Annotated in this window: 15 protein-coding genes; 9 read left to right on the top strand and 6 right to left on the bottom strand. The window is 35.9% G+C overall.

Going from position 1 to position 17,419, the window contains the following annotated elements; translation table 11 throughout:
- Positions 1-59: 59 nt before the first annotated feature.
- Complete coding sequence (locus QMO11_RS01970) at positions 60-1,583, top strand: cellulase family glycosylhydrolase (protein ID WP_282035788.1); 1,524 nt, start codon at positions 60-62, stop codon at positions 1,581-1,583.
- Between the two features lie 101 nt (positions 1,584-1,684).
- On the opposite strand, the gene QMO11_RS01965 is transcribed toward QMO11_RS01970, so the two are convergent.
- The 5 genes from QMO11_RS01965 to QMO11_RS21975 form a co-directional block, all read right to left on the bottom strand.
- On the bottom strand, positions 1,685-2,752 hold the full coding sequence (locus tag QMO11_RS01965) for an NAD-dependent epimerase/dehydratase family protein (protein ID WP_282035787.1): 1,068 nt from the start codon (positions 2,750-2,752) through the stop codon (positions 1,685-1,687).
- 78 nt (positions 2,753-2,830) lie between these two features.
- The gene (locus QMO11_RS01960; protein WP_282035786.1) at positions 2,831-4,885 is read right to left on the bottom strand and encodes a S9 family peptidase; all 2,055 of its coding nucleotides are present in this window, start codon (positions 4,883-4,885) and stop codon (positions 2,831-2,833) included.
- A gap of 25 nt (positions 4,886-4,910) precedes the next feature.
- The gene (locus QMO11_RS01955) at positions 4,911-5,294 is read right to left on the bottom strand and encodes a DUF3037 domain-containing protein (protein WP_282035785.1); all 384 of its coding nucleotides are present in this window, start codon (positions 5,292-5,294) and stop codon (positions 4,911-4,913) included.
- Entirely contained in the window at positions 5,284-6,063 is a 780-nt protein-coding gene (locus tag QMO11_RS01950) for a HipA family kinase (protein WP_282035784.1), read from the bottom strand. Before QMO11_RS01950 ends, QMO11_RS01955 begins: the two co-directional genes overlap by 11 nt.
- A 426-nt stretch (positions 6,064-6,489) precedes the next feature.
- Entirely contained in the window at positions 6,490-6,651 is a 162-nt protein-coding gene (locus tag QMO11_RS21975; RefSeq protein WP_425595533.1) for a sulfotransferase, read from the bottom strand.
- A gap of 765 nt (positions 6,652-7,416) precedes the next feature.
- Here QMO11_RS21975 and QMO11_RS01945 point away from each other — a divergent pair.
- The 5 genes from QMO11_RS01945 to QMO11_RS01925 all read left to right on the top strand — a co-directional run bounded on the left by QMO11_RS01945 (position 7,417) and on the right by QMO11_RS01925 (position 11,178).
- The gene (locus QMO11_RS01945) at positions 7,417-7,779 is read left to right on the top strand and encodes a hypothetical protein (RefSeq protein ID WP_282035783.1); all 363 of its coding nucleotides are present in this window, start codon (positions 7,417-7,419) and stop codon (positions 7,777-7,779) included.
- A 125-nt stretch (positions 7,780-7,904) separates the two neighbouring features.
- Positions 7,905-8,393, top strand: a complete 489-nt coding sequence (locus QMO11_RS01940) for a helix-turn-helix domain-containing protein (protein WP_282035782.1) — start codon at positions 7,905-7,907, stop codon at positions 8,391-8,393.
- Between the two features lie 138 nt (positions 8,394-8,531).
- Positions 8,532-9,959, top strand: a complete 1,428-nt coding sequence (locus QMO11_RS01935; RefSeq protein ID WP_282035781.1) for an arylsulfatase — start codon at positions 8,532-8,534, stop codon at positions 9,957-9,959.
- Positions 9,960-9,982: 23 nt separating this feature from the next.
- Complete coding sequence (locus QMO11_RS01930) at positions 9,983-10,240, top strand: hypothetical protein (protein WP_282035780.1); 258 nt, start codon at positions 9,983-9,985, stop codon at positions 10,238-10,240.
- A gap of 260 nt (positions 10,241-10,500) precedes the next feature.
- Positions 10,501-11,178: a DUF481 domain-containing protein gene (locus tag QMO11_RS01925; protein WP_282035779.1), complete on the top strand. Its 678-nt coding sequence runs from the start codon at positions 10,501-10,503 to the stop codon at positions 11,176-11,178.
- A 657-nt stretch (positions 11,179-11,835) separates the two neighbouring features.
- On the opposite strand, the gene QMO11_RS01920 is transcribed toward QMO11_RS01925, so the two are convergent.
- Complete coding sequence (locus QMO11_RS01920) at positions 11,836-13,488, bottom strand: GH39 family glycosyl hydrolase (RefSeq protein WP_282035778.1); 1,653 nt, start codon at positions 13,486-13,488, stop codon at positions 11,836-11,838.
- A gap of 485 nt (positions 13,489-13,973) precedes the next feature.
- Between QMO11_RS01920 and QMO11_RS01915 the strand changes: the two genes are divergently transcribed.
- From QMO11_RS01915 to QMO11_RS01905, 3 genes are all read left to right on the top strand, one after another.
- Positions 13,974-15,407: a sulfatase family protein gene (locus QMO11_RS01915; RefSeq protein WP_282035777.1), complete on the top strand. Its 1,434-nt coding sequence runs from the start codon at positions 13,974-13,976 to the stop codon at positions 15,405-15,407.
- 58 nt (positions 15,408-15,465) lie between these two features.
- Positions 15,466-16,641: a hypothetical protein gene (locus QMO11_RS01910; protein WP_282035776.1), complete on the top strand. Its 1,176-nt coding sequence runs from the start codon at positions 15,466-15,468 to the stop codon at positions 16,639-16,641.
- A gap of 79 nt (positions 16,642-16,720) precedes the next feature.
- Positions 16,721-17,386, top strand: coding sequence for a 3-keto-disaccharide hydrolase (locus QMO11_RS01905; protein WP_282035775.1), 666 nt, complete (start codon positions 16,721-16,723; stop codon positions 17,384-17,386).
- Positions 17,387-17,419 lie beyond the last annotated feature (33 nt).

Genomic DNA, 17,419 nt, shown 5'->3' with positions numbered 1-17,419 from the left:
CTTACAGGCTATCTATTTTTGTAGGAATAAATTACTACAAACAAATAAATTTCAGTGTTATGAGAATCATACAATTACTAAGCCTTCTCACCTGTTTACTCTCGCAATATGCTTGTTCACCGAAAAACGAAGCTATTATAACCATTAACCCTAATAACGAAATATCAAACAACTTTATAGGCAATGGCGTACAATGGGATGCCTACCCCCATGCCTCTACCGAAAACTCGGATTGGGGCAAGCTAATGACTGAGGATAAGTGGCAAATGAATTACGAGCGCTTAGACTATATGCAGCCTAAACTACTAAGGGTTGTTTATCAGGCAAACTGGCGTTATTTAGTTGGCTTTGATAAAGCAAACAATCCTATTGTAAATTTTGACACCCCAGAAGTTGAAGCTCTAGAAAAGATTTTAAGCTATGCTCAGAAAAACAACATGACGGTATTATTAGGTGAATGGGGAACGCCTTTTCATGTGCATGATGTTGCAGCAAACTTAGGGGATAAGTTTAGTGGTGCTAACGATCCTAAATGGATTGATATTATTATTGAATCATTACAATACTTTATTATTGACAAAGGCTATACCTGTATTAAATATTACAACTTGGTAAACGAGCCCAATGGAACGTGGGCCAGTACCAATGGTAATTTTAAAGAGTGGAGCGAGGGTGCTCAATTGTTGGCGAACAAAATTCGAGAGACCGGATTAGCTGAGTATGTATCAGTAGCTGGCCCAGATGCTGTTACTCTTCACGACAATCCTGACTCAGAGTACACCGGTATTGAGTGGGTTGATGAATGTGCCAAACAGTTAGATGCTGACATGGGTATTTATGAGGTACATGATTACACCAGTACTGAATCGTTACAGAATGGAGAATTCGCTAAATTTAATAGTCGCGCTGCAAAGTATCCGCTCGAAAAAGGAAAACAAATCATATTTGGTGAATTAGGTTGCCACACCGGAAAACCAGAAAACAAAGCACGCATTGAACAAGATCCACATGCAGGTATTGACAGCCAGATAGATATATTTGACTATAGCTATGGTATTGATATGGCAGATGCTGCTATACAAGCCATGAACATAGGTTACTCTGGAACGGCTGCTTGGGCACTGGATGATGCAATGCATACCGATGGCGACCTTGGTGACAAAAATAAATTAAAGCGATGGGGAATGTGGAATAGCCTAGGAACTGAACTTTGCAACAATCCACAAGAAGAGGAAATGCGCCCTTGGTTTTATACTTGGTCTTTAATGTGTCGCTATTTTCCGGCGGGTAGTTCAATATTAAAAACAGAAGAATTAGATATTGATGGCGTACGATTAACAGCTGGTATTTCTGGCGATGACCTTTCAATAGCGCTTGTAAATACTTCTGAAACAGAACAAACTTTTACTATAGCTATTCCTAACAATACAACTTTCCAACGCTTTTTATATATCGATGGAGAAAGAAGCCTTGATGAAGATGGTTTCCCAAAAGCGATTGAAACCAATATTAAAGCCAACAAACAAATTACTATTCAAATACCAGCCAATAGTTTTGTGCTTTACACTAGTTTAGACTTTTAGGAGTTTTATATTCTAAGCTGAATATAGCTAGCTATTATAAATAACAAAGGATGCTTCATGATTAAGAAGCATCCTTTTGTTTTATATGCATATAGAATAAACTATTTCGACTTAAGTATCCCCTCATCGATAGCTACCTGAAACGATTCTTCCATCATTTCTTTAAACGGACGAAAAACAATTCCCAACTCTTTCTTTATTTTAGAGTTATCTGCATTAAAAGGAACATCAACATTATTTCGTATCCACTTACGTGTAAATAGTTTATTTGCTAATGGCCCTATTAACAACAATAACCATTTTGGCATTGCACGCTTAGGCAGTGGGTAAGCATTGCCATACTTAGGCAAAAGCACTTTTCCCATTTCAAGGAAATCAGTATTATGTGCTGAGGTTATATAACGTCCTTTCGCTTCGGGTGTAAAACCCGCTTTAAAATGTGCCTCGGCAACATCGCGAACATCTACCACACCAATACCCATGCGTGGAGCGCCCATTTTCATTTCGCCACCACCAAGCATTTTTAATATATTCATACTTTCTGATGTAGTATTTTTAGGGTTTAGAGCCGGACCTAATACTAAAGATGGATTTATAGTAACCAAATCCCACTGCGTTTGCGCACCTGCTATTTCCCATGCCTTCTGCTCAGCCAATGTTTTTGAATAAGAATAAGGCTGGTAATCTACAGATGCCGTTTTATTCCATATCTCTTCGGTAAGCGTTCGATTGGGTGCATTTACCGAGTCGATTGCATCGGTATATATGGCGGCAACACTACTAGTAACAACTACTCTTTTTACTGAATTAATCTTTGATGCAGTATGAAGCACATTAGCCGTTCCTTTTTCTGCGGGTTCAATTAATTCCTTTACAGGATCTTTAATATCCATTGTAAAAGGCGAAGCCGTATGATAAACCAACTCGCAACCTTCCATAGCTTCTTGGTATGAGCCATCTTGTAATAAATCGGCTCTAAAAAAGTGTAATTTCCCTGCAGCACCTTTAGCAGCTTCTTTTAGATGAGCAATTTTACTTTCGTTATTTGGGTTACGCACAGCCGCATGAACAGTAATTCCTTCATTGAGTAACTTTTTTACCAACCAACTGGCCACGTAACCATTGGCTCCTGTTACTAAAACTGGTTTTGATTTATCTATTTCTTTCATCAATTATTATATCTAGAGATTAAGAATACTATTTAAACAGTAAGCGCAATGTTTCACCTACTGCATTTATATTCAACTTTAAAACGTCCAATCTAAGCCATACTTATCGCTAATGTCAAGGTTTGGCATTGGGCCATCCAATGGTTTCAAATCTTTCACGTACCAATCTAACCAATCAATCTGGCGGTATAATACATCAATTTGTCCCACTTGTTTTCTATTACCGTGCCCTTCGCCGGGGTACTGCACCAAGCGCACTGCAGGATGCCCATTCATTTTCATACGGCGGTACAACTCTTTACTTTGGCCCGGATCAATGCGAGGGTCAACAGCACCTCCGTAAATTAAAGTAGCCGTTTTACTTTTATGGGCATGATATATTGGGCTTCGCTTCAAGTTCATTTCCCATTGCTCCTCAAGCGGTTTTCCACTATGAACATACAATTCTTCGTAGGCAATATCAGTAGTTCCCTTTTTACTAATAATGTTTGAAATACCCACAAACATGGCTACTGCCTTTACATACTCAGTATAATACGTGGCAAACCAAGCCGAGGCATAACCTCCATATGAACCACCTGCCATACCTACTCTATCTCTATCGGCACCTTTTTCTTTAACCAAGTAATCTATCGCATCAGCTAAATCATCAAACTCCTTGCCTGCATGCTCTCCAAATCCTTCCATTCCGAAATCAACACCATAACCTGTACTTGCCCTATAATTAATATAGGCTACTAGGTAACCTTTACCTGCCATTACCTGACCGGGTGTTGAATAACGTGATAGCCATCCATTAGAATGATGCGATTCTGGTCCGCCATGTACATAAAGCACAAGCGGATATTTTTCTCCCTCTTGATAATTAACGGGTTTAATTAATAAACCTTCAATGTTTAAACCATCACGAGCTTCGAAACTAACAACTTCTTGTTCGCCCAGTGTTTTAGATGCCAATTCTGGATTGATGTTACTCAATATGCTTGGCTTTCCCTTCCCATCCCAAGTATAAATATTCGACATATCCGAAGGTGTATTTCCGGTAAATGCCATCGCTTTAAAATCGGAAGAATACACTGGCGTACTAAAAATAGCACCAGCCTCTTTTGCGTCTAATAATAATGTGCGCTTATCGCCTTTAGGCTTATAAGAGAATAATTTAGGATACACACCTTCGTGCGCTAAATAAATCAACTCCTTGTCCGATTTCCAATTGGCCCAAGCAATATGTCCTTTATATTTTTCGGGTGTTATATTGGTAATATTTCCATCAGCAACATTAACCGTATAAAGCGTACTCACTCCATGGTCGTTAATATTAAATGCACCTGTATAACAAAGCTGCTCGCCATTCGGGCTAAAATCGTAATTACCCAATTTACCCACATTATCAATTACCTGAGTAAGATTTTTTGTTTCTAAATTGTAAATGTGAATTTTACGAAACATATATTTCTGATCAATTAACTTTAATTCCGTAGCAGTATAAGCCAACTGTTTACCTACTTTATCAAAAGCAAAATCCCATACATTTACGTCTTTACTTAGCTGCGTTTCTTTAATTAGTTTGTAATCTGCGTCAAACTCAGCCTTAAACAGATTATCGTTTTTAAGATTTTCCTCATAAAATATAAAACCATAACCGCGTTTTCTCAATTCTTTCTCTTTATCCGTAGTGAGGGAAGTTGAGGTGTACACAAAGCTTTTTCCATCAGGATTCCAAGCGTAAGTATTAACGCCATTAATAGCATTGGTAACCTGAATTGGATTAAAATCATCGCCAACAGAAACAAATACCTGAACCTTACCTTCAACCACCATTTTAAAAGCCAAGGCATCACCTGCGGCATTCCATAAAGGAGAATAGGCTTTAAGCGAATCGGCAAATAAGGCTTTAGATTCTCTTGTTTTTAAATTGGCCAACATGTATTTTCCGTGCGAACCGCCTGGTTTTTCATTAGCTGTACGTGGTGTATAAACCGCATAAATCAACTGATTGCCATCAGGATGCATTTGCACAGTTCTACTGGCCTTTAGGCTCAATAAATCTGCCGGACTTAATACGTTTTGGGCATGTATTGCTTCAATGCAAAACATCATTAATGCCACTAATAGGGGAAACTTTAAATTCATGATTGTATAATTGGATTAATGTTATTTATAAAACAAACTCAGTAAACAAACGCTCTAAATCCTCAGCCGGATTATCGCTTAAACCCGGATGTGTTTTTGAGGTTTGCAAAACCGTGCTTCGTGTTGCTGCCAGCCAACGGAACCTATCTGATAATTCCATATCGCAAATGCGGCCCGTATTAGCTACGCCCTTACAAACCTTCTCCCATGCTTGTAGGTAGCTGTTAATGGTATCTAAATCTAAATCGCAAGCAAAGCAATTGAGCTTTTGCGCGTTCACTAAATATTTAATACCCAAAAACTTTTTACGTTTCGAGAATACCAACACACCAACGTTAAAAAACTCTTCGCGCTCCACCTTGGGTACCACCCTAATAATGGCATATTCAAAAGTCACTCTATTTTGCATCTTCAGCCTCTTTTGCCAATATATCTATTTTTGATAATCGGGTAGTTAAAAATTGAATATAAGCCGCACGCATTTCGCTGGCATTAAGCGGTTCCGACTCATCGGTAAGCCACTCCTCTGGTATTGTATTCACTATTTCAGTAATCTTATCTATGGTAATCACTTGTTTAATCTCTTTAACAGCCTCTTCTAAATGCTCCGCACGCTCTAAAAGCACATGATCCTTCACCAAAGGAAAAGTACGATCGAGATGACTCTTCCATGTTTCCCAATTATGATGAAAATAAAAGCTTGCCCCCTGATCAATCAGCCATAATTCTCTATGCCAGTTCAGTAGGTTGGTATTTTTTGCAGTTCGGTCAATATTACTAATCATACTATCAAGCAACACCACCTTCGAGGCACTCATCGAATCAGCTATAGAAACCAAGGGATCATAAGTGATAGCACCCGATAAAAAGTGCAAACCTAAATTAAGGCCCTCACTAAACTTTAATAAATCCTGAATCTCCTCATCTGGTTCCGTTTTACTAAACGTATCCTCTAAATTCATAAACACTAATTCAGGTACTTTAAGTCCCATAGCACGTGCCAACTCACCACCAATCAACTCCGATACTAACATCTTTTTTCCATGTCCTGCCCCTCTAAATTTCAGCACATACTGAAACCCATCATCGGCCATAACAATGGCTGGCATCGAACCTCCTTCTCGCAAAGGCTGTATATATTGCACCACATCAATGGTACGTATTTCTATATTGCTCATACTTTTTATATCTGACTCCAAAATTAAGCTTTAAGAGACTTGTTTAGTTATAAACACACAACTTTATTAAAAGTTATTATTAGTGGGGCTTCCCCAAGGGGCGCGCTTTTCACTATATCTTTGCTCGCCAAAACGAAGGCTCACAAAGGATGCCATTTCAATCGCTAAGCCGGGTGTGCATAAATTTAGTAGGATAGTTACGATACGCTAATATTAGCTTAATTAAAGTATTAATTAATACTGAAATACTAGAGATAACGGAATAAGATATTGTTATTTACAAATGTGCATTTTTTACTTTAATATGGATATAGCAAAAAACGAATGATTAGTATACGCAGTCAATTATTCTTCTAACATAAATGAATATTCAGAGTTAATAAGCTTCTCTTTTAACGCATCATAATTAATAACAAGATCCTTAATTTATTCAGGATTTTGTTTCTTCATTGTTGTTTTAACTTGAATCCTCGAAACATTTAAGAAATCAAAAATACGGTTCATTGTTTCAATTCTATCCTGAATAAGATCCTCGTAAAACACTTCAATCATCTGGTGCTCATCAAAAGCACTTTTGGTTTGATTGATATCATTATTGGTATCTTCCTAATCATTAAACATCTCATCAATATCTAAAGGCACTTTATTAGTATCTGTTGCCACATTATTATCCCCAGAGTTTACCCAAACTTTTGTATTATGAGCAATTTTCTGAGATAGTTATACTCTTAATGTATTTCGCCTGCGCAGGTGAATATTTTTAATACTCTAATCATTCTTTAATAACTCCCATATGGATCTATCATCTAAATCTAAAGGGTGATAGTAAAAAAGTTTAAACCCGATTATATTATTATATTAGTAGATTTCTTTCTGAAAATTTCATTCTAGCTAGAGTTAGTACCTCTATTATGCAGATATACAAACTTTTCTCCGAAAGCTCGAATTTTGCGATAATTGTTTATAAAAGATACTAACAAATTTGATCCCGTACGTGAGCGAGAAATTACAATAAACTTCCCGTAATCCTTTTTACTGAATATAGTATCATACAAGTGATGATTTAATAGTGATTTTATCAATTTATTTATCATACATATACTTTATTAAAGAAGACTAATCTACCTTGATAGATTAGCTTTAACACCATTAAATTACTCCTTTATGGATATAATTAAAAGTTACATTCTAATAAATAGCAGATTTTATTGCTGAAAGAACATATTATAACAACACTAGGTCAGCACAATAAAGAAATACTTATGTTGTTCTTCCAATTACTAAAACACTTTACAAATTCATTATTAATGAATATATTAGCTTATAACAAACAATTAATTTATACTATGTTCCATGAAAAACTACTACCTGACCGAACAAACTACTTCTGCAGATGACTACTCAAAGTCATTAGAATATATATTACCTAATGCAAAGGTAAAGTCAAAAGAAAAAACTGATCACTTTTATGCCACTGGAGATGGCATAATATCTAAGGGCTTTCATTTAGGCATTGGGATTACAAAGGGATTAGCTGGTTTTGAAATTCAAAATTCACATTCAATAATTGTATCAATTCCAATTATTGGCCAGTACTCTACTAAATGTTCTTCTAGGGCAACAAAACAAAACAAAACACACCGGATTCAGGCAGTATTTTTTTACCAACAGATTCCATTAAATATTCAACCAACGATAATACCATTGAAGATTTAATTCTAGTATCTGATTACCATCAACTCGGCCCACTTTTAGAAAAGAATTACGGCATACATAATACTCCGGAAGGTAGTTTTAATTTTGACAGAAAAAACCCAAAAATACAATTACATTACGAGCTTATGATAAATAATATTCAGCTCTTAAAAATGTATCCACACCTGAGAGAGGCATTTCATTTTAAAGGAAGTATAAAAGAAGTTGCAAAGCTGCTACTTGCCGAGTTAATTGCTGATTCGTTAAACATTAAACCCAAATTAAATAACAAAACAGACTCTGTTATTGTTAAAAAAGCAGAGGAACTAATTGATGCTAACCCAGAAAAATTTTACCGCATTCAACAAATTGCAGACTGCATTTCAACAACCCCTAGAAATCTTCAATTAGCTTTTAAAAAACACAGAGATTATTCTCCAATGCAATTTCTAAAAGAACGGAAATTAAATAAAGCACGGTTGTTGCTGATTAATCCGGCATCACATACAATGATAAAACAAATTGCATACGATTCTGGTTTTTTAAACCTGAGTAGCTTTAGTAAATGTTACAAGGAGTTATTTGGAGAATGTCCTTCTGAAACACTACACAACACTATATTAACACACCTTTAATGGTAACTTAACGCAGTATGCCTTGAATGGATAATTTTCGTTTTTCTGTTATGCTTTTTCGTTTTTCAAACAGGGCTTTCATAAATAAGTATTATGTATTGTTTTACATTTATAGAACTAAATTTAAAACTACATATCATGAAAATTTTAACAACTCTCATTCTATCATTTTTTTTTATAGCCAGTAGCATGGCTAAAGAGCAGCCAAACATTGTATTAGTCTTCCTTGACAATTTTGGCTACGGAGAACCCGGCTTTAATGGCGGTGGTATAACTCGTGGAGCACCAACTCCTAAAATGGATAAACTGGCATCAGAAGGCCTACGCCTCACCAACTTTAATGTAGAAGTGCAATGTACCCCTTCTCGTTCTGCTATTATGACTGGACGTTATGCCATCCGTAGCGGAAATGCAACCGTTCCTTTGGGGGAAGGTGTATATGGCTTAGTTAGGTGGGAAGTAACCATGGCAGAAATGCTTTCGGAAGTAGGCTATGCAACCGGTATGTATGGCAAATGGCATCTAGGTAGAACAAAAGGCAGGTTCCCAACTGATCAAGGTTTTGATGAGTGGTATGGTATTCCAAATTCTACCGATGAGTCTGCTTATACATCCTTGGAAGGTTTTGCTGAAAGTGGACTGCCAGAGACGTATGTGCTAGAAGCTAAAAAAGGAGAAACGCCTAAGAAAGTAAGACCCTATCGCTTAGATTACCGTCCTTTAATTGACCGGGACTTAACCGACAAAGCAATGGATTTTATGGAGCGACAAGCAAAAGATAATAAACCTTTTTTTGTATATCTACCATATACCGCCACTCACTTCCCAACCATGCCCCACCCCGATTATGATGGCAAGACAGGAAATGGACCTTGGGCCGATTTATTAACGCAAATTGACGATTATACGGGAGAACTTCTTTCTAAAATTGACAAATTGGGCATAACTGAAAATACTATATTTATTTTTACCGCCGATAATGGACCCGAAGCTCTTGATTTTCAAAATACCAGCATTACTCTTGAAAGTGCTATTAATGGTTCGGCCGGGCCTTGGAGAAGTACGCTTTTTTCAAGCTTCGAAGGGGCTTTGCGTGTGCCTTTTGTAGTGCGTTGGCCTATTAAAATTAAGGCCGGTTCTGTGAGTGATGAAATAGTACATGCCATGGATCTATTTCCAACATTTGCGAACATAGCAGGGGGTACAATTCCTCAAGACCGCAAAATTGATGGTATTGATATGACTGATTTCTTTCTTGGAAAGCAACAAGAATCTGGTCGCGATGGATTTATTGTTTATATGGGTAAGGATATTTTTGCCGTAAAATGGAAAAACTGGAAACTTCATTTTAAGGAACAAAGTGCCTGGAATGGTGAATTAAAAACTTATACTATGCCAAGAGTTTATAATCTATATACCGATCCGCAGGAAAAAAACAATGTACTATTCCCGCACACTTGGGTTCCTAAAGTAGCACTTGGTCAGTTAACTAATCATATCATTTCTTTGAAACAATATCCTCCTATCATGACAGGTCAAAAAGACCCTTATAAACCACAGAAATAATCATTACTTTAAAAGTTGATGTTATGAATACAAATAAACTTACAATACTTCTTGTGGTAGGTGTATTTACGTTCACCCTTGGATATGCCCAAGAAAAAAAAGATAATACAGGTACAAACCCCGCTAACTTCACTTACGATGCCCGGTTTTATTCCGAAATGGCAAAGCTACCCAATTCAGAGAGCTCATACCTTACCAATATTCTTGAGTTTCGTTGGCCATTAGGAAGGGATGTAGCAAAGGTAGCAGGTCTTGAAAATGATAATTTGGTTTACGATTAATATTGATATTTTCACTTTTCGTATCTCAGCTAGTTGCAGGAGCTAAAACTGATACTGTGTATTTTGAATATGGCAATAAAATTACGGAAGAAGTTAAGATGATGGAGAATAACCTGCTTGAGCTGTCGACTAACAAAGCAGGGTAGATTAAAATTGAATGGAATGAAATTGATAGCATCTATATAAAACAAAGTATTCGTATTGAACATTCTGATGGTCGCATCTTATTTGGAACACTCAAACCATCGAATAAACCCAAAGTGGCAATTTTAGTGCAAGACGATAAGGCCTCAATATTATTGAAGCATCTCAATATTGCAACAATATCACCTGATGACCTTAAGTTTGTTAACCGGCTTGATGGTATGGTAACCTCAGGCTTTAGCTATACAAAAGCGAGTGAATTGGGAAGATTCAATTTTGCGGCCAATTTAAAATATCAACATAATTTAAATCAGATTGAGATGGATTATTCCATTCTCACAGAACAAAAAAACGACTCCATAAAGCAAAAGCAAAATGGAGGTATGCAATATATCAGATTACTAAAAAGAAAATGGTTCGTAATAAATCGGCTTTTCGCTGAAAGTAATTCGGAACTTGGCCTGAAATTAAGAACCAATTATGTTTTAGGTTTTGGCAATACCCTCATCTATACTAATCATTCACTAATGTATATAGCAGGAGGACTAAATACCAACCGAGAAACAACATCTGATATTGCAACATACAACCTTGAAGGAGCTATTTCACTAAAATACTCGGTATTTAAATACAGTTCTCCAAAATTATCCTTAGATTTTAAAGGTATTGTGTACCCGAGTATAAACAATTGGGGGCGAATAAGAACCTATGTAGAATCGAGCCTTAGTTGGGAAGTATTGGAAGATTTTTACTTTAAATGGAGTTTTATCACGAGTTTGACAATCGCCCTTTAAACTCAAAGGGTACCTTGTCTGATTGGGCCGTTGGTCTTTTAGGTATTGAATACAAATTTTAATACGAACTGTGCTAATAATTGACAAAATAACCAACTAGAGAAGACAAACAATCTGCATTAGGTGAATTGGATCATAAATTGGAATTTTGAACTTGTCCTAATAGCAATTATTTAAAAGCAAAACTCCCGATTGAACTAAATCAATCGGGAGTTTTTGTGCCCAAGAAAAGACTCGAACATATTTTATAATGCACTTAAAATGAATTATCTATATTTCAAAAAAACGATAAGGTCGCTTATAGGTCTTAAACGTATTATTTATACCTCACATAAAGTTAAAACTAATTACTATTAGAAGGAAATGAATCCTTCTTTTTTTACCAACTTAATTGCAAAAAAATGAAATAATACAAAAAACAAACAATGCCATTATAATAATTATGAGGCGTTAAATTAATCCTAAATACTTAATGATATTTTAGACCAAATCAAATAATTCGCAAGCTAAATACAACATAATCCTTAAACAAGGATATTTTGCTTTGAAATGGGTTATATATAGAAGGTCTGAACTGATTCAACCTACAAATTGAAAGTTTGTAGGTTGAGAAATTGAATATTGCCCCCCCTCTATCCTTTTAAAACAACAACCTAATTATTGAGGAATCAACTCAATAAGCTTAACACTATGTGGTTCTAATGAAAGCTTTAAGGTTAAACTACCATCATCTAATTTACCAACAATCGAATCGCTAATAGTTTGTGGTAACTCGGCTAGCTCAGTATACTTTGCTTTATTATCTTCATATACATCTTCCCAACCATCATTAAAATAATCACTCGGTCTGTTACCATAAATACGTGCACTACTCGATGTTTTGTTAGTTACACCTGCTTCTTTTACATCTTTGTATAACTCATGCATAAAAACACCGTGTTCAGAATCTATAGTCCATTCATTCATTTTCCAACTCGTGTTATTAGCGATTAATGAACCTTCGAGTTTAGGATAAATGGTTCTGCTAGCTTTACTGTCTCGTTTGGTATTATGATTGTATACCAATAGGAATAACTTACCTTCTTTAGATACTGGAATAACCCCTGCGTAACCACTCAGTTTTTTTGCTGTAGCTAATCTATCACCACCTTCCATCTTTAAAAACATAGAAGTAACATTTCGGCGTCCTGTGTTTAAGCCTTTTTCATCTTCCTGACCCCAATCGTAAATCTCCGTTACTTTGTAGTCGTAAGCTAAGCCAGCAATAGTTGCATACCAACTTGCACCAAATTCAGTAGCATCACTTAAACTTAATCCACGGTTTCCAAACTCATCTCTTAAAATCCCAAACTCTTGAATATCAAATGGGATATCTGCAAATTGAGAATAGCTATTTAGGCTGGCTCTGTATGGTGCCACAATTTCTTCAAAATTAACAGTGTTTTGATCAATCTTCTCGTAATACGAAAGACAAAAGAAACTCATTCTAGTACCCTTTTCCCCTGTCGCGTAGTTGGTTCCATTGGCACAGTGTTCTATTAATTCTGTTGTAAAAGTAGCTGCCCCTTCGGTAAGCATATTACCTGGACCTATTATGGCTTCGGGAATTACTTTTAATACCTCATCTACAGTAATATCGTAATGCATGAAATACTGCTGTACAGTCCCATTCCAATGTTCGGGTGTATAATTAGGTTCAGTACTGACTCTAAAACGCCATGTTTTTACTTCATTATAACCAAACTCATCAATCAATACATTTAAAAATTTATTAATATATTTTCTCCATAAAACATAGTCATCAGCAGGTTTACTATTTCCATATTTATCAACCACTTTATCTTCAACCATCTCCCATGGTACATTATCAAGTACAATACGCGGTTTAAAACCTGTTTTCATAAATCCTCGCATACTTGAAATAAGGCCCGTAAAATCAGTAATTATTTCGCCGTCATTATCAACACCTTTATAAAAATCATTTTTATAATCTGTTCTACCTCCTAAAACACGTACTAAGTTGTAACTTTTTACATAAGGTTTTATCGCGTCTAAACCATCGGTAAAACCTGATGAAACAAAACGAGTTTGATTAATCATTGGCCTAGTTGACCAAAAGTTATACAACTCTCCCACAGTATTCTCCGTGTTAATGCTTACCAATTTATTGGGATCAATATTTTCTAAATCATCATCAGGTATTTCGTTTTCAGGTAATTCAGGAAATTTATTTTCGTCATCACCACAACGCGTAAATAAGGCTAAACTAACTGCCATAAACAGCCATGTCATAAGTCTAATATTTTTCATGTGCTTTCAAATTTAAAAAACGACGATAGCCAATGCTCATGTGTAAAATCATTCGCTTTGGTTAATTACGTTTTATCATTAAATAATTGATGTGTTATTCTCTCTCTACTATACCACATAATCAATTTTAGCGATGTACTCTGTTTTTAACAGCAATTATAAAATTACTGAGTACAATAACTAAAAATCATTCTGAGCTATATTATAAATATAAAAATAGAATACTAATTGTTTAATTTCTTGTAGTAAGGTATTCTATCCTTTAACTAATGGCGCATAAAAAAACACATGTTGCGGTGATGCAACGTGGGTTATAATCTGCAAGAGACTCTTTAAACCTAAATAGAATGACGCCCTAGCATTGCAGGTGCAACCAACTTTACAATAATGAATTCTCAGTTTTAAACAAATACATCCATTTTTTCTCATTTTTGGTTTAAAGACATGCAAGTAAAATTCACATGAAATAATTAAATAAACCAAATATGAAAATTATCGTTTATGCTATTCTCGCTGCTTTTTTTATATCATGCAGCCCAAAGAAACCAAGTAAAAAAAGCAAACCAAATATTGTTTTTGTACTCACTGATCAGTGGAGAGCACAAGATTTAGGTTTTGCTGGCAACCCACAAGTTAAAACTCCTGCCCTTGACAAATTGGCAAGCGAATCTGTTGTTTTCACCAACGCCATATCAAACATTCCTGTATGTGGGCCTGCACGTGCATCCCTAATTACAGGAAAATATCCACTAAGCCATGGTGTATTTTATAATGATAAACCACTGAAAACAGAAGAAATATCCATTGCAGAAGTATACAAAGCAAACGGTTATGAAACAGGCTATATTGGCAAGTGGCATATTAACGGACACGAGCATGGCGAATCCAATAAAGAAGGACGTAATAATCCGATACCTGCGTCGCGCCGACAAGGTTTTGATTATTGGAAAGTACATGAATGCACGCACAACTATAACAACTCCATATACTTTGATGAAAATAATGGGAAACATAAATGGGAAGGTTATGATGCCATAGCGCAAACAAAAGATGCCATTAACTATATGAAATCTCATAAAGAGAATCCATTTGTTTTATTCTTATCATTTGGTCCTCCGCATGCACCGTATAACTCGGCACCCCAAAGATTTAAAGATATGTATGCGCATATGGATATTAAACTTCGCCCCAATGTTCCACAAGAAAAAGAAAAGCAAGCGAGTGATGCCATTAGGGGATACTATGCACACATGTCGGCACTAGATTATTGTGTAGATGAATTACAAAAAGCCATCAAATTAATGAACATAGATGAGAATACGATTTTTGTGTTTACTTCTGACCATGGTGATATGATTTATTCTCATGCGCAAACAAAGAAGCAGAAACCTTGGGAAGAATCTATTTGCGTTCCTTTTATTATCAAATATCCAGCTAAATTAAAGTCTGGTAAAAAGCTAACTAAAGTATTCTCGTACCCTGATATTATGCCAACCTTATTAGGATTAAGCGAGCTAGCTATTCCTGAATCTGTAGAAGGTATAGATTACACACCTCAGTTATTAGGTACAGCGGAAGTTGATGTAGACGGAGCATTAATCACCTGCCCTGTTCCTTTTCATCAATGGAATTATAAAAAAGGAGGGCGCGAATATAGAGGTATTAGAACTGAAGAATACACCTATGCGAAAGACCTTAACGGACCTTGGCTATTATACAATAATATTGAAGATCCATACCAATTAACTAATTTGGTAAATCTTCCGGAGTATAAAAACCTGCAGTTAGACTTAGATAAGAAGTTACAGAAGATTCTAACTAAGAATAATGATGCATTTTTAACCGGTCCAGAATATATGAAAGCTTGGAATTACGATTGGGACAATAAAGATTATCTAGGTTCGCCACAAACAAAATAAATACAAATCAATTCTAGGTTCAATTAAATATTGAACCTAGTTTGTTTAAAGTACAATTATGAAAAGCATATTTATTTTAACCTGCATATTGCTATTTGCTTTAGTTAGCGCCAATGGTCAACAAAAAGATTCTGATAGCACAAGCAAAAAAATAATATCACTAGAAACCAATGGCATTGTATCTGTGGAAGGTGAATATTTCTACAAACAGAGTCATACACAAAAACGTAGTTGGTATCGAATATCTCAACTAGAAAACGCCACTTACGAAGATATTAGTTATTATAAAAAAGCCAGTAATCAAGGCTATATAAAGATACTTCCTGATACACGAGTAACGCATTTGGATGAAGTAATACGAGGTGAGAACTTTACCGATAAACCTGGCCAACTAGGCATAGTACATTACAAGGTAAAATTTAATACGCCTGGTAGATATTATGTTTGGGTTCGTGCCCTCTCTACAGGTTCTGAAGACAATGGCGTACATGTTGGAATTAACGGACAATGGCCCAACAGTGGCAAGCGTATGCAATGGTGCGTAGGTAAGAAAAGTTGGACTTGGGAAAGTAAACAAAGAACCAAAGAAGTTCACTGTGGCGTACCCCATCAAATATATTTAGATATCGATTCAGTTGGCATTCACGACATACAATTTAGTATGCGCGAAGATGGCTTTAGAATGGATAAGTTTTTACTGACGAAGGACAGTGTTTATGTTCCAACAGCTAAAGGCCCCGTTGCCGAAACGGTATCTTATTTTGCAACCATAGCCAACAAATTGGCTGATAACAAAGTTTTACGTGCACAAGCTTTTCCTACCCAGGACACTCAATTTTACAAACATGGTAAAAATTGGTTGGCCATCAATGTAAAAAAACACAAAGAAGCCATTACAAGCACCAACTTTAATTTCGAAAGCGGAAAGTATGATGTTGTTTTTGTGGGTGTTGGAGAAAATGATGGTAGTTCAGAATATACTGTTTTAGTCAACGATAAAAAGATTGGTTCGTTTATTCCTCCGCATACCAATAATATGTTTGAAGAAAGCAAGAAGAACAGCATTGTTTGGGAAAACCTAAGAATTAAAAAGAATGATAAAATAACCATTAAAGCTAAGGCAGGTACTAATGGCGATGAGTGGACTCGAGCGCGTTGGGCTGGCATTATTTTTACGCCCAAGGGTAAGGGGCAATTGATATTAGATGCACCTTCATCCTTTGAAGCCAACTAACATTAAATCTTAGTAAAACCCGTTTTCTAATTCACTGTGGGTTTGATACATTCAAAAACTTAGTTTACAAAATACCAAAATGAAATACTTCTATACATTTTTAGCAAGCTTGCTTCTTTTTTCTCAGCTTTCTTATTCTCAAAAGATAATTAAACTATTCAATGGTGATAATTTGGATGGATGGTATGCCTTTGAGCCTAAAACTGGGCGACAAAACAATGCCTCAGATCTGTTTTCTGTGGAGGATAATATGATTCGTTTATACGGGAAAAAGCTAGGCTACTTAATGAGTAAAGCTACATTTCAAGATTTTAAATTAAGTGCTGAGTTCAGGTGGAATATGGATGCTACATATATGGGAAAAAGCAAGAAAAAGAACAGTGGCCTGATGTACCTCGTTCCTGAAAATACGCCAGATCAACTATGGCCCCAGGGCATTCAATTTCAGATAAAAGAAGGCGCTACGGGCGACTTTATTCTACTGAACAATGCAACCTTAGAAATTAAAGGAGAAAGAACTACTGCAGGTAAAAGTATGGTTTACCAACGAACTAAAGACACCTCATTGCCTATCGGCGATTGGAATAAAATAACAATTACTTGTAACAAAGGAAAAATTACTCAAAAGCTGAATGGTAAAGTGCTTAACAAAGGTAAATCTCCATCAATTAAAGAAGGAAGAATACTGTTACAATACGAAGGAGCACCCATCGACTTTAGAAAAGTTGAAATAAAAGTGCTTTAAAAAATAGCTAAGCTTTGATAAAAAATAACCTCA

Source organism: Saccharicrinis aurantiacus (assembly GCF_947489045.1).
Classification (GTDB): domain Bacteria; phylum Bacteroidota; class Bacteroidia; order Bacteroidales; family Marinilabiliaceae; genus Saccharicrinis; species Saccharicrinis aurantiacus.
The sequence above is the reverse complement of the archived record's forward strand: the minus strand, read 5'-3'. Positions and strand labels throughout refer to the sequence as shown.